Raw genomic sequence first — 15432 nt, 5'->3', positions numbered from 1 at the left:
GGGCCTACGCCGATGCCGACGTGCTGGTGTTTGGGACGATGTAGCGCGCGTTCTCCTCGCGGATCTTCGCGGCCGCGTCGTCGTAGAAGAAGGGCAGGAAGGCGTAGCGGGTTCCCCTCGTGACCGGCGTGGCCTCATGTAGCAGCGAACAGGAGAAGATCACCGCGCCGCCCGTGGGGGGGCGGTATGTGCGCCGCCCGAACTCGGCGAAGCGCAGGTCCCCGCCCTCGAACTCCTCGGCGTTCAGGTTGATCGAGCAGGCGAAACGGCGATGGGCCGTGCCCTTCGACGTGTTGTCGCGGTGCGCCCGGAAGTAGCCGCCGTCCTGGGCGGAGTAGCAGGCTACGATATAGCGCTCCATGCGCGTGGCCTTGAATGAGAAGGCGCGCTCGATTTCGGGCAGCAGGTTGTGAAAGACGCGGTTCTGAATGGTCTTTTGCAGCGTCTCGTCGGTAATGGTCGCGTCCCGGCGCTTTTTGAAGGTGTCGAGCACCCCTACCGTCATGCCGTTGATCTCGCGCATCACGCCCGACGGGTCTCCGCCGTCGGCTCGGTAGTAGTCGATCAGGGTCCGGCAAAGCTCCGGCTCGAACACCCGGGGCACGATCAAGACTGGGGCGTGGATCGGCACGCCGGCGTAGTTTTCCGCTGGACCCGCCACGCGCAGACGATCGAAGATCGGCTGGCTTTTCTCCAGCGGCGCGGCCAGGACGACCCGCAGCGACGGGTCCAGCAGAAACCAGTGACCCAGCGTCCCGCCTCCGGGGGCGCGCACCCCGAACCGATCCGCGATGGAACCGTCGGGGTCGTGGAAATGACGAATGCCGGGCAGCTCGGGCTCCAACGCCAGAAAGGCCGCCTCGTCCCGGGTCACGGTGAAAGCGACGCGATTCTCGTCGTCGAGCAGGTCGCGTTCCGCGCGCAGCGTCCGGAGCGCGGCCGCCGCCCGATCCGGCGCCTCCGGCAGGAAGAGCATGACCGTATACAATCCCCCGAGGCTGCCGAACGAGAAGTCCGGACGCGCGTGGGTGACGGCCTGGAAGAACTCAGGCCGCCGACCTGGAAGTAGAGGCGAAGTGAGGCGGGTCATGGGATGGTGCAGTAGCCGTCACCCCGCGCTCGCCACAAACGTAAGAAAAGTATAAGGACAGCCCAAGCCACATGCTGTCGAGGCTTTGGGTCTGCCGGTTCGGCTTTGTCCGCCATCCACCCATGGAAGACATCGAAAAGGTCCGTTGTTCCCGCCTCCATGGCGGGCGTAACGGGACAAGGGCGGGCCGGGCCTCGATCCGCCCAGCTCCTCACCCCAGCGGCATGAACGCATCCGCCTTGTCCAAGGCCGACAGGGGCGCGTCGATCGAGCAGCGCAGGCCGTCGGGGCGGTAGTCCACCGACACCGTGCCGGCCAGCTCCCCCGGCAGGGCGGCCTCGACGATCCGCGAACCGAAGCCTCGGCGTTCGGGCTGGCGCACGGGCGGGCCGCCGCGCTCGCGCCATTCGATATGCAGATGATCCTCGGGCTCGATCGTCCAGGTAACGTCCACATGGCCCGCGGCCGCCGACAGAGCGCCGTACTTCAGGGCGTTGATCGCCAGCTCGTGGAAGGCCAGGGCCATGACCACGGCCGTCTTGGGCGAGACCTTTAGGTCGGGGCCGGCCACGGTCAGCTGGCTCGGGTTCGAGCGGTAGGGGATCACCGAGCCGTCGACGATCTGGCGCAGGCTGGCGGCGGACCAGTTCTGGTCGGTCAGCACGTTGTGGGTGGCGGCGATCGCCATCAGCCGGCCCTCCAGCGCGTCGCGCACGGCGCTCTCGACGCCGGCGTTGCGCAGGGACTGCTGGGTGATCGACTGGATGGTGGCCAGGGTGTTCTTGACCCGGTGGTTCAGCTCGTTGACCAGCAACTGGCGATGGCGCTCGGCCAGGCGCGCGCTGGTCACGTCGCGCGAGGTCGCCAGGACGCGTACGACCCTGCCGTCCACCAGAATGGGCGAGACCGTGGTCTCCCACCATCGCGGCGCGCCCTTGGCGGTCGGGTTGTAGGCGCGGAAGGCCACCGCGCGGCCCTCTAGCGCGGCCTGGAGCGCCGTCTCGACCGCGGCGCGACTTTCCACGTGCCACATGTCCGGCCAGTAGCGATCACGGTTGTGGGCCTCGAAGTCGTCGATTTCCAGTAGCTGCTTGCCGCGGGTGTTCATGTATTCGATGCGACCGGCGGGGCTAATGACGCGAATGCAATCCTGGCTGGCCTCGACGACGCTCAGGAAATACGCGCCGACGCCTTCGAGAACCGTTTCGTCAGAGCCGCCGTCCGCCACAGATCGCTCCCCCATGGGGGCATGATTACCTAGCCGTGTGGGAATTCAAGCGAAGCCTTGTCCGGATGTTCTCCGGAGCAAGGCCCCACCCTCTAGGCGTCGCCGTTGGAAGCGTCCTCGTCATTGGCCGGCGGTCGCTTGGCGGCCGCCTTCTCCGCGGCCTTGGCGGCCTTCTGACGCTCGCGCTCCTTGCGCTCGAAGTCGTAGTTCGGTTTGCGGGCCATGGATCAACGCGCCTTGCGAGCGGCGTAGCGCGCGTCGCGCTTGGCCTTGGCCTCGGCGGCGGACAGAGCCTTGCGCTCCTTGCGCTCGCCACGCTTGGCCGCCAGGGCGTCCGCGGCGAGAGCATCGGCGGTGTCGACCAGCGCCTGGGCGGCGTCCGCCACGGCCTGACGGTGCGACGCCCTGGCTTCGGCGCGGTCCCGCCGGACCTGGCTGAGTTCCGCGGCGCGCAGGGCGGCCCTTTCCTCGAAGCGTGGATCGACGCTGGCCTCGCGCGGCTTGAACTTGGCCAGAAGCGCCGCCTTGGCCTCGGCGGCGGTTTTCTGTCGCTGCGTGTGACCGATGTCTTGTGATGAGAACATGGATTCTTTCGTGAAAAACGACGCGGACGCGCCGATCGCATAATCTATCGGGGAGGAAATTCGATCCGCGAAGCCAGATAAATGGGCGCGGATCAATTTCGAAATCACGGCTATATGCCGCCCAATTGTGGCCAACTATCCCGGTAATGGCAAGATTTTTTGAGTTTTATTTTTGCTTGTCGCGAATTTTGTCCTAAATACTCTTCTTAAATCGAGGAATTTACATGGGTATGATCAAGGTTGCGAAAGCGCCTCGTACGGGGCTCGGCGCCCTGGGACTGTCGGGCGAGGAGCAGCCGGTGGCGTTCTCGATCCTGTTCGCGGACGGGCAGACCGCCAAGAAGGGCGGCAAGGGTAGCGTGGTGGCCGAGCCAGACCTTCTGCGACGCGCCTTTCGCGCCGGAGAGTGCCGGCTGACCCTCGATGACGGTTTGGTGCTGCGGGTGGCGGTAATCGCCCATACCGAGGGCGGCGACACGGCCTATTTCGAATTGCGCTGACGGGCTAGATTGCGCGCGCTTTTCCACGGTCTCGCCGTGGTCAAGCAAGGTTTGATTAACCCTGCGCCCCGACTCTCCGCCCATGGCCTCCAACGCGACACACGCCTTCGCCCGCACCGACCGCACCGCGATCGGCCTGTGGTGGTGGACGACGGATCGCTGGCTGCTGGGGGCGACCGCCATCCTGGCGACGCTGGGCATGCTGCTGTCGTTCGCCTCGAGCCCGGCGGCGGCGCAGCGCATCGGCATCGAGGACCAGTTCCACTTCGCGCTGCGCATGTGCTTCTTCGCCAGCGCCTCGACCGTGCTGATGCTGGTGGTGTCGATGCTGTCGCCCAAGGGCATCCGGCGCGCGGCCTTCTTCATCTATATCGGCGCGATCGCGATCATGATCGCCCTGCCGTTCATCGGCCATAACGCCAAGGGCGCCACGCGCTGGCTGCAGTTCGGCGGCTTCACCCTGCAGCCCTCCGAGTTCATGAAGCCGGCCTTGATCGTGCTGGTCTCGTGGATGTTCTCCGAGGGCCAGAAGGGCGAGGGGGTGCCGGGCGTCTCGATCGCCTTCCTGCTCTATTTCATCGCCGTGGCCCTGCTGCTGGTGCAGCCGGACGTGGGCCAGACCGTCCTGATCACGGTCGCGTTCGGCGCGGCCTTCTGGATGGCCGGCGTGCCGATCTCTTGGATCATGGGACTGGGCGGGGTCGCGATCGCGGGCCTGTGCTCGACCTATTTCCTGTTCGACCACGTCCATGCGCGGGTGCAGAAGTTCCTCAGCCCCGACCAGGCCGACACCCACCAGATCACCCGCGCCGCCGAGGCCATCCGCGCCGGCGGTCTGTTCGGCCGGGGGCCGGGCGAGGGGGTGATGAAGCGCCACGTGCCCGACCTGCACACCGACTTCATCTATTCGGTCGCCGCCGAGGAGTACGGCTTGGTGTTTTCCTGGGCCCTGATCGCGCTGTTCGCCTTCGTCGTGGTGCGCGGCCTTTACAAGGCCATGAAGCTGAACGATCCGTTCGAACAGGTCGCGGCTGCCGGCCTTTTCGTCCTTTTGGGTCAGCAGGCCATCATCAATATCGCGGTGAACTTGAACATGATCCCGACCAAGGGCATGACGCTGCCGTTCATCAGTTACGGGGGCTCTTCGATGCTCGCGATGGGTTTGACGCTGGGCATGGCCCTGGCCTTGGTTCGCAAGCGCCCCGGCGCCTACGGTATGACGGGCGAGCTCGCCCAGCAGAGCGCCTACGCCTGATATGAGCAAGCTGGCTGTCGTCGCCGCCGGAGGAACCGGCGGACACCTGTTTCCCGCCCAGGCCCTGGCCGAGGCGCTGGCCGCGCGCGGCTGGCGGATCGTGCTGGCCACCGACGAGCGCGGCGCGCTCTACGCCGACAAGTTCCCGGCCCAAGAGCGCCTGGCTCTGTCGGCCGCCACCGCCAAGGCCAACGATCCGCTGGGCATGGTCAAGGCCGGTTTCGTCGTGCTGCAAGGCGTGCTGGAGGCGCGGGCGGCGTTCAAGCGGCTGGATCCCGCCGTGGTCGTGGGCTTTGGCGGCTACCCCGCCTTGCCCGCCCTGCTGGGCGCGCTGAGCCAGGGCCGCCGCACCGTTATTCATGAACAGAACGCCGTGCTGGGCCGGGTTAACCGCTTCCTGGCGCCGCGGGTCGACGAGGTCGCCTGCGCCTTCCCGATCCTGGAGATGGCCAAGCCGGCCGTGAAGGCCCGCGCGCACGTGGTCGGCAACCCGGTTCGTCCGCCCGTGCGCGAGCTCTACGACACGCCGTATCTGCCGCCGGAAGTGCAGCTGCGCGTCCTGGTCACCGGCGGCAGCCAAGGCGCGCGTCTGCTGTCCGAACTGATCCCAGAGGCCGTGGCCAAGCTGCCCGAGGACCTGCGCTCGCGCCTGAAGGTGTTCCAGCAGGCCCGTCCCGAGAGCATGGAGCAGGCTCGCAAGACCTATCGCAACGCCATGGTCGACTGCGAGGTCGCGCCGTTCTTCCGCGACATGGCCGGCTATCTGCGCCAGTCGCACCTGGTGATCGGCCGTTCGGGCGCCTCGACCTGCACCGAGCTGGCGGTCGCGGGCCGGCCCTCGATCCTGGTGCCGCTGAAGATCGCCGCCGACGACCATCAGCGCTTCAACGCCAAGCTCCTGGAAGAGGCGGGCGGCGCGGCCGTGTGTCTCGAGGACGAGCTGACGGTCGACGCCATGGCCGGCGCCTTGAACGCCCTACTGAAGGATCCGGAGCGTCTGGGGCGGATGGCGGCCGGCGCGCGCTCGGTGGCCAAGCCCGACGCCGCCCAGGCGCTCGCGGATCTCGTGGAAAGGACGGCCCGCTAAACGCGTGGCCGTCCGCGTCGCGGCTTAAGCTTAATGTCCGCGCGCCATTCACTATGTTCGCGAACAATTAACCGCGATGCTTGGCCGTTCATTAGCTCTTCTCTGCGACAAAGCGCCCATCAGTTTGGTTCGCCGCACACAAGGGATGGGCGTCTTATGAAATTCTCTATCGCGATCGCGGCGGGTCTCGCCGGCAGCTTCTTCGTCGCTCAGGCCGCTTCGGCCGCCGGCGGCTTCGAAGACCAAATGGGCCGCTGCCTGCAGCAATTCGCCAACACCCGCGACGCGGCCCAGGTGATGCTGGAATGCAACGCCGTGGACGGCAAGCTGTCGGACTGCAAGGTCGTCGACAACAGCGCTGGCGGCAAGGGCTTCGACAAGGCCGCCATGTGCATCGCCGAAAAGCTGCCGATGGGCGCCAAGACCGGCACCGTGAAGGTCCCGTTCCGCTTCCCGGGCGGCGCGTAAGCCTCGCTTAGGTTTCGCGACAAAACAGCCCCCGCCGGTCCGCCGGCGGGGGCTTTTTCGTGTTCAGGGCTCGGCGCCGGTGTCGATCAGCGGCCGGCCGCTCTACTCTGGGCCACCATGGCCTTAGCGGTTGCTCGATCCTTGGCGATATTTCCGCTGGGAAGCTGAACCTTACCGCAAACGACATCCGCGACGCGGGAGGTCATTGTGCGCTCGCGCACGGGTTTGGTTGGCTCCTCTTCAGTCCAAAGGACTTCCTCGCCAGCGGCATTGTATTGTGACGAGCCAAGGCTTTGATAGTTCTGCGCGTCACAATCGAAGCGCTGCGCTTCGGCTTCTTCAGTGATGGTTGGACCGCCTTCAAGGACGCGCGGTGGATCGAAAACTCGATAGACGAGAACCACAGCGCCATGGCTATCCCTCGCCATGTTGTCGAGGCTGATCATTACCGCGCCCATTTGATTGGTGGCGACGAGTAGCATACGTCCTTCGGGCAACTTTACCGCCCCTCTGTCGATGGGCGCGGAAAAGGCGCTTCCGGCTTGGCCAATCATCAGGCCTAGGCTGAGGAAGGCCGTTGCTAGACGCCGCACGGAACGCTCCTATTTTTGCTGCTCACGGCTCAGCGCCGCTCTCGATGAGTGGACGCCCGGTAGCTACAGCTAGCGCTACGCTAGTTGAGACCGGTATGGTTGCATAGGGCCGCCAGCCGTCGCAGACCACCTTGGCGACGGCCTCGTCCGCGCTGCCCGCTGGCAGGGGCTGGGCCGGACGCTGGTCGCCGGTCAGCGGGCCCTCGCGGCCGCCGGCCCGGATGCTGGAAAAGCCCGCGTGGGCGATGGCGCGGGCGTCGCAGTCGATGACCTCGTGACGCCAGCCGCCCCAGAATTCCTCCGCCCCCGCCTTGAAGCCGCCCTCGGCGACCTGCAGCACGCGAAGCTTGGCCACGCGGCCCGTCCACTGGACGCCGCCCATGTCGACAAACACGGCGAAGCGGCCGACGTCGGCCAGCCGCAGCTCAAGCGGGGCTGGCGGGGAGGCTGTTTGGGCCATCGCCGGCCCCGTCCACAAAGTGATGGCCAACAGGGCGTTTCGCGCCGCGCGGAATTGGTCTAATCGGCTCGTCATGATCCAGCGTCGACGCCCCGTCCCCTTCGAACTCGGCCCCGTGCACTTCATCGGCATCGGCGGCATTGGCATGTCCGGCATCGCCGAGATCATGCTGCGTATCGGCTACACCGTTCAGGGCAGCGACGCCAAGGCCAGCGCCAACACCGAACGGCTCGAGAAGCTCGGCGCGCGCATCTTCATCGGCCATGACGCCGCTCACGTCGAGGGCGCCTCGGCCATCGTCTATTCGACGGCCGTGAAGGCCGATAACCCGGAAATGGTCGCCGGCCGCGACAAGCGCCTGCCGCTGGTGCGCCGCGCCGAGATGCTTGCCGAGCTAATGCGCCTGCAGTTCTCGATCGCGGTGGGCGGCACGCACGGCAAGACCACCACCACCTCGATGGTCGCCACCCTGCTGGACGCCGGCGGCATGGACCCCACCGTCGTCAACGGCGGCATCATCAACGCCTACGGCACCAACGCCAAGGTCGGCGAGGGCGACTGGATCGTCGTCGAGGCCGACGAAAGCGACGGCTCGTTCCTGCGCCTGAAGTCGACGGTGGCGATCGTCACCAACATCGACGCCGAGCACCTGGATCACTGGGGCGACTTCGACGCGGTGAAGAAGGGCTTTCAGGACTTCATCCAGAACATCCCGTTCTACGGTTTCGCGGCCGTCTGCACCGACCACCCGGAAGTGCAGGCCCTGACCTCGCGGATCGAGAACCGTCGCCTGGTCACCTACGGCACCAACCCGCAGGCCGAGGTGCGGGTCTCGAACATCGAGATGGGCCCGGACGGCGCCAAGTTCGACATCGTGGTCTCGCCGCGCGACGGCGAGGTCGTCCGCTATGACGGCCTGAAGATGCCGATGGCCGGCCACCACAACGTGCTGAACGCCGCGGCCGCCGTCGCCGTGGCGCGCGAGCTGGGCGTCGACGCCGCCTCGATCGCCAAGGGCCTGGCCGGCTTTGGCGGGGTCAAGCGCCGCTTCACCACGACCGGCGTCGCGAACGGGATCCGCGTGGTCGACGATTACGGCCACCACCCGGTCGAGATCGCCGCCGTGCTGAAGGCCGCCCGCGCCGTGTCGACCGGCAAGGTGATCGCCGTGGTCCAGCCGCACCGCTACACCCGCCTGCGCGACCTGATGACCGAGTTCAGCTCGTGCTTCAACGACGCCGACACGGTGATCGTGGCCGACGTCTATACCGCCGGCGAGCAGCCGATCGAGGGTGTCAATCGCGACGCCCTGGTCGAAGGCCTCAAGAAGTTCGGCCACCGCCGGGCCTTGCCGCTGGAAAGCCCGACGGCCCTGCCGCGCCTGATCGCCGCCGAGGCGACGAGCGGCGACCTCGTCGTGCTGCTGGGCGCCGGCGACATCACCACCTGGGCCTACGCTTTGCCGGGCCAGCTGGAAGCTTTGACGAAGTGAGCTGGAAGACCGATCTCCCGACCGTCCGCGGCAAGCTGCTGATCGACGAGCCGCTGGCGCCGTTCACCTGGTTCCGCGTCGGCGGTCCGGCCGACGTCGTGTTCCTGCCGGCCGACGAGCAGGACCTGTCGGACTTCCTGAAGGCGCTGGATCCCAGCGTGCCGGTGATGGCGATCGGCGTCGGCTCGAACCTGCTGGTCCGCGACGGCGGCGTCGACGGCGTGATCATCCGCCTGGGCAAGGGTTTCAACACGGTCGAGCCCCTGGGCGACAACCGCATCAAGGCCGGCAGCGCCGTGCCCGACGCCATCCTGGCTCGCAAGGCGGCGGAAGCCGGGATCGCGGGACTGGAGTTCTACGCCGGCATTCCCGGCACGATCGGCGGGGCGGTGATCATGAACGCCGGCTGCTACGGCTCCGAGACCGTCAACGTGGTCAAGTCGGTCCGGGTCATGGACTGCGGCGGCGTCGTGCGCGAGCTCTCGGTCGAGGATCTCCATTACACCTACCGCCACAGCGCCCTGCAGGACGGCGAGACGGTGATCGTGCTGGACGCGATCTTCGAGGGGACCGCCGACGCGCCCGAGGCGATCAAGGCCCGCATGGCCGAGATCACCGCCCGCCGCGAGACCACCCAGCCGATCCGCGAAAGGACCGGCGGCTCGACCTTCAAGAACCCGCCGGGCCACTCGTCCTGGAAGCTGGTCGACGAGGCCGGCTGGCGCGGCAAGCCGTTTGGCGGCGCGATGTTCTCGCCGCTGCACAGCAACTTCCTGATCAACACCGGCGAGGCGACGGCGGCGGACCTGGAAGGCCTCGGCGAGGCCGTCCGCGCCGACGTCAAGGCCAAGACCGGCGTCCAGCTGGACTGGGAAATCAAGCGGATCGGGCGCGCGGGGTAGGGCATTCTCCTTCTCTCCTCCCCCATCGGGGGAGGGGGACCCGCGAACGCGGGTGGAGGGGGCTCTGCGCGGCGGGGATACATCCTGTGGTCTGCGGGACGCGCGCTATTCTGATCTGACGGGGGCGTCGCCGGTTCGGCTGGCCCCTCCACCGCCGTTCGGCGGTCCCCCTCCCCCGGAGGGGGAGGAGAGCCGGATTACGAGCGTTCGCGGCGCTCTATGATCCGCGTATCCGGAATCGAACCGAACGATTTCAATCACTTCTCACTTTTACACGCCGCTCTGTGATCCGCGTTGAATCCCCCGCCATACTCTTCCTCACCCGATGGCTTGGAAGGGACGTCCGGCCGGCGATCGTGACGGCTGTCGGGGGTGGTCGAGCGGGATCAAGGTTCGGGCTGAAATCGCCCGGACGGTCCGGGGACCGGGTCGCCAGCCCGGCCCGCCCGCCGGGGGCCTCTTTCGGAAGCGGGTTAAAACCCCGCGCGTCGAAGGCTCACCGGATAACGACTGCGCGGAGCGTTCGAGCTTCGTCGAAACGGTACAAACTCAAACCCTACTCCGGGCGTCGCCCGGGCGCTCCGCATCCCCTTCCATCCCTTCAGCGGGCCACCCGCGTGAAGCGGCGATGTCGCGCGCCTGCCCAGTTCCTGGCCAAGCCGCCGCTTTCGCGCCCGCCACCCCATTGCTGACTCCCCGCGGCGTGAACCGGTGCTATGACTTCCGCGTCATTGGGGAGAGTTCTTGCTTATGTATCGTCGCTTGCTGGCCGCTTCGGCCGTTTTCGCCCTCCTGTCGGGCGCCGCCCACGCTCAAGACGTCCGCACCGCCGAAGCGCTGCGCGACAAGGCGCTGCTGGACCGCACCGCCTGGGACATCACCGAGGACCTGACCACCAGCATCGGCCCGCGCGTCGTGGGCTCGCCGGCCATGGAGCGCGCCAAGGACTGGGGCGTGGCCAAGTTCAAGGCGCTGGGCTTCACCAACATCAAGGTCGAGGAATTCGCCAAGCCGTCGTGGACGCGTGGCGAGGAGAGCGCCCAGCTGGTCGCCCCCTATCCGATGAAGCTGGACATCGTGGGCCTGGGCCGCACCGTGCCGACCCCGCCCGCCGGGATCGAGGCCGAGGTCGCCCTGTTCCGCACCTATGCCGAGATGATCGCCGCCCCCGAGGGCGCGCTGAAGGGCAAGATCGCCGTGATCACCCAGCCGATGGTCCGCGCCCAGGACGGCTCGGGCTATGGCGTGGCGGGCATCTCCCGCCGCTTGGGCCCGACCGAGGCCGCCAAGCGCGGCGCGGTCGCCTTGCTGATCCGTTCGGTCTCGACCTCCGACTCCACCGTGCCGCACACCGGCGTCACTGGCTTTGGCGAGGGCGTGGTCACCATCCCGGCCGCCGCCATCGGGGTGCCCGAGGCCGAGCAACTGGAGCGCCTGGCCAAGAAGGGGCCGCTGCGCATCAAGCTGAAGTTGGCCTCGACCACCGATCCCAACGACGTGGCCTGGAACATCTCGGGCGACATCAAGGGCTCGGAAAAGCCGGACGAGGTGATCGTCATCGGCGGCCACCTGGACAGCTGGGACGTCGGCACCGGCGCGCTCGACGACGCCACCGGCATCGGCATCACCACGGCCGCCGCCAAGCTGATCGGCGACCTGCCCAAGCATCCCAAGCGCACGATCCGCGTCGTCATGTGGGGCTCCGAAGAAAGCGGCGGTTCGTCCGACGCCTACATCGCCGCGCACAAGGACGAGGTCTCCAAGATCGTCCTGGCGGGCGAGAGCGACAGCGGCGCCGACCGGATCTATGCCCTGAACCTGCCGGCCGGCGCGACCAGCCACCCGCTGGCGACGACGGCGGCGAACGTGCTGGCGCCGCTCAAGATCTACGTGAGCCGTCAGCCCGCCACCCATGGCGGCGCCGATATCGCGGGGCTGGAGCAGGCCGGGGTTCCGTCCTTCGCGCTGGAGCAGGACGCCAGCCGCTACTTCGACTACCACCACACCGCCGACGACACGCTGAACAAGGTCGATCCGCTGCAGCTGGCCCAGAACGTCGCCGCCTGGACCAGCCTGATCTATCTGGTCGCCGACAGCGACATCGACTTCCGCGCGCTGAAGCCGGCGGCGGCTTCGGCGGCGCACTAAGGCAAAGTCACCTTCGCCAAACATCGGAAAATACAGTGTCATCCCGGACGGCCCGCAGGGTCGATCCGGGACCCAGGGGCCAAGCGCTATGTGGCGGCCCCTGGGTCCCGGCTCTCCGTTTCACTGCGGCCGGGATGACACGGCTTTGTTGCGCGTCTTGCGGTTGGCAGGCGCGTCCGGGCTGACTAGGAGTGGCTGAACGCCACAGCCTTCCAAAGAGTCTCCCGCCAAATGACCCAGCAGCCCCTCTCTGGCCGCCATATCGCCGTCCTGCTGGGCGGGCCCTCGTCGGAACGCAAGGTCAGCCTGGTCTCGGGCGCCGAATGCGCCGACGCGCTGGAACGGCTGGGAGCCAAGGTCACGCGGATCGACGCGGGCCCCGACATCGCCCAGGTGCTGACGGCGGCCAAGCCGGACCTCGTCTTCAACGCCCTGCACGGCGAATGGGGCGAGGACGGCTGCGTCCAGGGCGTGCTGGAAACGCTGAAGCTGCCCTACACCCACTCCGGCGTCCTGGCCTCCGCGCTCGCCATGGACAAGGCCAAGGCCAAGGCCGTGCTGGCGGCGGCCGGCGTCGTCGTGCCCGGCGGCGGCCTCTTCAACCGCCACGACGTGGCCCGCGACCATGTCCTGCCGCCGCCCTACGTGGTCAAGCCGAACGCCGAGGGCTCCTCGGTCGGCGTGTTCATCGTCAAGGAAGGCGCCAACCGTCCTCCGGAAGACGTCGGCGCGCCGTCGTGGACCTTCGGCGAGGAGGTCATGGTCGAGCCGTACATCCGCGGCCTGGAGCTGGCGGTCGCCGTGATGGGTGAGGCGAAAGGTCCCAGAGCCCTCGCGGTCACCGATATTCGTGCATCCACAGGTTTTTATGACTACGAGGCCAAGTACTCCGAAGGGGGCTCGATCCACGTCCTGCCGGCCCCAATCCCCGATGGCGTAAGGGATCGCGCCATGCGGATGGCCGAGTTGGCCCACACCGCTCTTGGTTGTCGAAGTGTGACCCGGTCCGATCTTCGTTATGACGACATTAACGACATTCTGGTCCTTCTAGAGGTCAATACGCAGCCCGGCATGACTCCGACCTCGCTCGCTCCCGAGCAGGCCGCCCACGTCGGGATTCCGTTTGATCAGTTGGTTCTATGGATCGTGGAGGACGCTTATGCCCGCCGTAACGCGGGGGGGACCGCCTAAGCCTAGGCGACCCCGGGCCGAAGCGCCCGCAAGTCCGAGCAAGGGTCGGGCCGCGCCGCGAGGCGCGCAGCCGGCCGCCAAGCTGCACGCCGCCAAGGGCGTGGGCCTATCGCCCACGGTCGCCCTGAGCGTCGCGGGCGCGGCCTTGGGTCTCGGATTGGTGGTGATGTTGGCCACGGGGCACCGCGCCGAGCGTATCGGCGCGGCGATGGCTCATGGCGTCGACGGCGCGTTCGCGTCCGCCGGGTTCAAGCTGAAGACGGTCCACATCCGGGGAGCGTCCTCGGCGGCCCAGGCGGATATCCTGAAGGCTTCCGGCCTTTATCTCGACCAGCCGACGCTGGGCATGGACCTGGCTGGCGTGCGCGCTCGGCTCCAGGGCGTGGGCTGGGTCAAGGACGTCCAGGTCGTGCGGATGCTGCCCGACACCGTGCTGATCTCCGTCCAGGAGCGGCCGGCGCTGGCGGTCTGGCAGAACCAGGGCCGGATGAAGGTGATCGACGCCGAGGGGCGGGTGATCAGCGAAGCCGACCCCGCCCGTTTCCCCCAGTTGCCGCTGGTGGTGGGGCAGGGCGCCGACCAGGCCGCGGGCCTGATCTTGCCGGCGGTGGCCTCGCGTCCCCGCCTGCGTGATCGGCTCGAGGCGCTGGTGCGGGTGGACGACCGTCGCTGGGATCTTCGATTGAAGGACGGCTCGCTAATTCAGCTGCCGGCCATTGACGAAGAATCCGCGTTGATTCAATTGGATCAGCTCGACCAGCGGCAGAGAATCCTGGACATGGGTTTCGCGCGGATCGATCTGCGCGACCCCGAAATGGTGGCTGTGAGACCTCGCGACGCGGCGCTGCCTGGGCAGCCCGCGGCCGGCGGGGCGTAGTGGAATTGATGGGCTGAGGTGACGATAGCGATGTCGCGAATGGAGGACCGGAAACAGGCTCGCGAGGGCCTGAAGGCGACGCTTGTGCGCCAGCCCGCCATCGCGGCCGTCGATCTGGGCGCGTCCAAGGTGACGTGCTTCATCATGAAGCCTGACGGGGTCCACCGCGAGAACCGCACACTGACGACCTCGGGCGTCGGCTACGTCCAGTCGCGCGGCGTGCGCGGCGGCGCGATCGTCAATCTGGACGAAGCCGCGCAGGCGATCGCTCAAGCCGTCGAGCGCGCCGAGACCGTGGCCGGCGTCAACGTCCAGGGCGTCAGCGTCTGCACGGCCGGCGGCCAGCTGGCCAGCCACCGCGTCCACGCCCAGGTCTCGCTGGGCGCCCGTCCGATCTCGGACGGCGACCTGTCGCGCGCCATCGCCTCGGCCCTGGCTCAGGTGCGTATTCCCGGCCGCAAGCCGATCCACCTCTTGCCGATCGCCTGGTCGGTCGACGGCCAGCGCGGCATTCGCGACCCGCGCGCCATGTTCGGCCGTTCGCTGGGGCTCGAGCTCCTGGTCGTCTCGGTCAACGAGAACATCTTCCACACCCTGGCCCACTGTGTCGAACGCGCTCACCTGAGCTTCGAGGGCGTTGTCGCCGCGCCGTTCGCCTCGGCCCTGGCGGCCCTGGAAGAGGACGAGATGGACCTCGGCGCCGTCTGCATCGACATGGGCGGCGGCTCGACCTCGGTGGCCGTGTTCAACAACGGCGCGCTCTGCCATGTCGACAGCCTGGCCGTCGGCGGCGGACATGTCACGCAGGACATCGCCCGCGGCCTGCAGACCTCGGTGATCGGCGCCGAGCGCATCAAGACCTTGCACGGCAGCGCCATCGCCTCGGCCAACGAGGACCGCGAGATGATCGAGGCGCCGCCGCGCGGCGACGATCCGGGCGCGGGTCCGGTGATCGCGCCGCGCTCTCTGCTGAAGGGCATCATCCAGCCCCGCGTCGAGGAGACGTTGGAGCTGCTGCGCGAACGCCTGAAGGCTTCCGGCGCGCCGGTCGAACCGGGCGCGGGCATCGTGCTGACGGGCGGCGCCAGCCAACTGGCCGGCGTGCGGGAAGTGGCCGTGCGGGTCTTCGATCGCCCCGTGCGCCTGGGCCGTCCGCGTAGGGTTCCTCATTTGGCCGACGCCGCTTCGGGCCCCGCCTTCTGCGCCGCCGCTGGCACGCTGCACCGCACCGCCTTCGGTCCGCGCGAGGCCGTGTCCTCGAAGGCCTTGGCTGGCGGCGTCGCTCGCAAGCGTCCCCTGGATCCCAACGCCAGCCCGATCTCGCGCGCCGCCGCTTGGTTGCGCGACAACCTCTAGACTGGGGCGCGACCGCGGTCTCGAACCTTAAGCGTGATTAACTGTACTGTTTAACTTTAAAGGCCCCTCCGAGCATCTCGGATGGGCCTTTTTGCTGCTCTAAACGCCTTATATTCATGAGATGAGGCGGTCAGCGTCGTTCGGTCGCACTCGGCTGTGGATAGTTGTAGAGCCCTTGGTTCCCTTGGGTTTTCTGTTGAT

The 15432-nt window shown here is 67.6% G+C and carries 17 protein-coding genes and 1 pseudogene; 11 read left to right on the top strand and 7 right to left on the bottom strand.

Annotated elements, in window-relative coordinates:
* Positions 1 to 4: 4 nt before the first annotated feature.
* The 4 genes from J2728_RS21650 to J2728_RS21635 form a co-directional block, all read right to left on the bottom strand.
* Entirely contained in the window at positions 5 to 1090 is a 1086-nt protein-coding gene (locus J2728_RS21650; RefSeq protein ID WP_310002259.1) for a 2OG-Fe(II) oxygenase, read from the bottom strand.
* A gap of 211 nt (positions 1091 to 1301) precedes the next feature.
* Complete coding sequence (locus J2728_RS21645) at positions 1302 to 2318, bottom strand: sensor histidine kinase (protein WP_310002257.1); 1017 nt, start codon at positions 2316 to 2318, stop codon at positions 1302 to 1304.
* Between the two features lie 92 nt (positions 2319 to 2410).
* Positions 2411 to 2542, bottom strand: coding sequence for a hypothetical protein (locus J2728_RS21640; RefSeq protein ID WP_310002256.1), 132 nt, complete (start codon positions 2540 to 2542; stop codon positions 2411 to 2413).
* 3 nt (positions 2543 to 2545) lie between these two features.
* Positions 2546 to 2902, bottom strand: coding sequence for a DUF6481 family protein (locus tag J2728_RS21635; protein WP_310002254.1), 357 nt, complete (start codon positions 2900 to 2902; stop codon positions 2546 to 2548).
* Positions 2903 to 3126: 224 nt separating this feature from the next.
* On the opposite strand from J2728_RS21635, the gene J2728_RS21630 reads away from it, so the two are divergent.
* From J2728_RS21630 to J2728_RS21615, 4 genes are all read left to right on the top strand, one after another.
* Positions 3127 to 3402, top strand: a complete 276-nt coding sequence (locus J2728_RS21630; protein WP_310002253.1) for a hypothetical protein — start codon at positions 3127 to 3129, stop codon at positions 3400 to 3402.
* Between the two features lie 82 nt (positions 3403 to 3484).
* Positions 3485 to 4657: a putative lipid II flippase FtsW gene (gene ftsW / locus J2728_RS21625; protein ID WP_310002252.1), complete on the top strand. Its 1173-nt coding sequence runs from the start codon at positions 3485 to 3487 to the stop codon at positions 4655 to 4657.
* A gap of 1 nt (position 4658) precedes the next feature.
* Entirely contained in the window at positions 4659 to 5744 is a 1086-nt protein-coding gene (gene murG, locus J2728_RS21620) for an undecaprenyldiphospho-muramoylpentapeptide beta-N-acetylglucosaminyltransferase (protein ID WP_310002250.1), read from the top strand.
* A 156-nt stretch (positions 5745 to 5900) separates the two neighbouring features.
* A complete protein-coding gene (locus tag J2728_RS21615) occupies positions 5901 to 6212 on the top strand; it encodes an energy transducer TonB (protein WP_013078310.1) in 312 nt (103 codons plus the stop codon).
* Between the two features lie 86 nt (positions 6213 to 6298).
* Here J2728_RS21615 and J2728_RS21610 read toward each other — a convergent pair whose 3' ends face one another.
* Together J2728_RS21610 and J2728_RS21605 are read right to left on the bottom strand one after the other, a co-directional pair.
* Positions 6299 to 6805: a surface-adhesin E family protein gene (locus tag J2728_RS21610; protein WP_310002248.1), complete on the bottom strand. Its 507-nt coding sequence runs from the start codon at positions 6803 to 6805 to the stop codon at positions 6299 to 6301.
* 22 nt (positions 6806 to 6827) lie between these two features.
* Complete coding sequence (locus tag J2728_RS21605) at positions 6828 to 7340, bottom strand: hypothetical protein (protein WP_310002247.1); 513 nt, start codon at positions 7338 to 7340, stop codon at positions 6828 to 6830.
* On the opposite strand from J2728_RS21605, the gene murC reads away from it, so the two are divergent.
* Both murC and murB read left to right on the top strand, forming a co-directional pair.
* Positions 7339 to 8757: a UDP-N-acetylmuramate--L-alanine ligase gene (gene murC, locus J2728_RS21600; protein ID WP_310002246.1), complete on the top strand. Its 1419-nt coding sequence runs from the start codon at positions 7339 to 7341 to the stop codon at positions 8755 to 8757. The two genes, J2728_RS21605 and murC, sit on opposite strands and share 2 nt — an antisense overlap.
* Complete coding sequence (gene murB, locus J2728_RS21595; RefSeq protein WP_310002245.1) at positions 8754 to 9659, top strand: UDP-N-acetylmuramate dehydrogenase; 906 nt, start codon at positions 8754 to 8756, stop codon at positions 9657 to 9659. The genes murC and murB overlap by 4 nt, the downstream gene beginning before the upstream one ends.
* On the opposite strand, the gene J2728_RS21590 is transcribed toward murB, so the two are convergent.
* Entirely contained in the window at positions 9634 to 9738 is a 105-nt protein-coding gene (locus J2728_RS21590; protein WP_310002332.1) for a hypothetical protein, read from the bottom strand. The two genes, murB and J2728_RS21590, sit on opposite strands and share 26 nt — an antisense overlap.
* Before the next feature lie 665 nt (positions 9739 to 10403).
* Between J2728_RS21590 and J2728_RS21585 the strand changes: the two genes are divergently transcribed.
* The 5 genes and pseudogenes from J2728_RS21585 to ftsA all read left to right on the top strand — a co-directional run bounded on the left by J2728_RS21585 (position 10404) and on the right by ftsA (position 15231).
* Positions 10404 to 11807: a M28 family peptidase gene (locus J2728_RS21585; protein WP_310002244.1), complete on the top strand. Its 1404-nt coding sequence runs from the start codon at positions 10404 to 10406 to the stop codon at positions 11805 to 11807.
* A gap of 35 nt (positions 11808 to 11842) precedes the next feature.
* Positions 11843 to 11950, top strand: a pseudogene (locus J2728_RS21580) (hypothetical protein); the annotation flags it as partial.
* Positions 11951 to 12038: 88 nt separating this feature from the next.
* A complete protein-coding gene (locus J2728_RS21575) occupies positions 12039 to 12998 on the top strand; it encodes a D-alanine--D-alanine ligase (RefSeq protein ID WP_310002242.1) in 960 nt (319 codons plus the stop codon).
* Positions 12967 to 13875, top strand: a complete 909-nt coding sequence (gene ftsQ, locus J2728_RS21570) for a cell division protein FtsQ (RefSeq protein WP_310002240.1) — start codon at positions 12967 to 12969, stop codon at positions 13873 to 13875. The genes J2728_RS21575 and ftsQ overlap by 32 nt, the downstream gene beginning before the upstream one ends.
* A gap of 30 nt (positions 13876 to 13905) precedes the next feature.
* Entirely contained in the window at positions 13906 to 15231 is a 1326-nt protein-coding gene (ftsA, locus tag J2728_RS21565) for a cell division protein FtsA (protein ID WP_310002238.1), read from the top strand.
* The last annotated feature ends 201 nt before the right edge of the window (positions 15232 to 15432 follow it).

Source organism: Caulobacter segnis, assembly GCF_031454995.1.
GTDB classification, from domain to species: domain Bacteria; phylum Pseudomonadota; class Alphaproteobacteria; order Caulobacterales; family Caulobacteraceae; genus Caulobacter; species Caulobacter segnis_E.
This window is presented reverse-complemented; position numbering and strand designations above follow the sequence as displayed.

Coding starts and splice junctions, on each gene's coding strand:
- J2728_RS21640 (WP_310002256.1), bottom strand. CDS start 2,542: ATGGCCCGCAAACCGAACTACGACTTCGAGCGCAAGGAGCGCGAGCGT.
- J2728_RS21630 (WP_310002253.1), top strand. CDS start 3,127: ATGGGTATGATCAAGGTTGCGAAAGCGCCTCGTACGGGGCTCGGCGCC.
- J2728_RS21605 (WP_310002247.1), bottom strand. CDS start 7,340: ATGACGAGCCGATTAGACCAATTCCGCGCGGCGCGAAACGCCCTGTTG.
- J2728_RS21650 (WP_310002259.1), bottom strand. CDS start 1,090: ATGACCCGCCTCACTTCGCCTCTACTTCCAGGTCGGCGGCCTGAGTTC.
- J2728_RS21635 (WP_310002254.1), bottom strand. CDS start 2,902: ATGTTCTCATCACAAGACATCGGTCACACGCAGCGACAGAAAACCGCC.
- J2728_RS21575 (WP_310002242.1), top strand. CDS start 12,039: ATGACCCAGCAGCCCCTCTCTGGCCGCCATATCGCCGTCCTGCTGGGC.
- ftsQ (WP_310002240.1), top strand. CDS start 12,967: ATGCCCGCCGTAACGCGGGGGGGACCGCCTAAGCCTAGGCGACCCCGG.
- J2728_RS21615 (WP_013078310.1), top strand. CDS start 5,901: ATGAAATTCTCTATCGCGATCGCGGCGGGTCTCGCCGGCAGCTTCTTC.
- ftsA (WP_310002238.1), top strand. CDS start 13,906: ATGTCGCGAATGGAGGACCGGAAACAGGCTCGCGAGGGCCTGAAGGCG.
- ftsW (WP_310002252.1), top strand. CDS start 3,485: ATGGCCTCCAACGCGACACACGCCTTCGCCCGCACCGACCGCACCGCG.
- murC (WP_310002246.1), top strand. CDS start 7,339: ATGATCCAGCGTCGACGCCCCGTCCCCTTCGAACTCGGCCCCGTGCAC.
- murG (WP_310002250.1), top strand. CDS start 4,659: ATGAGCAAGCTGGCTGTCGTCGCCGCCGGAGGAACCGGCGGACACCTG.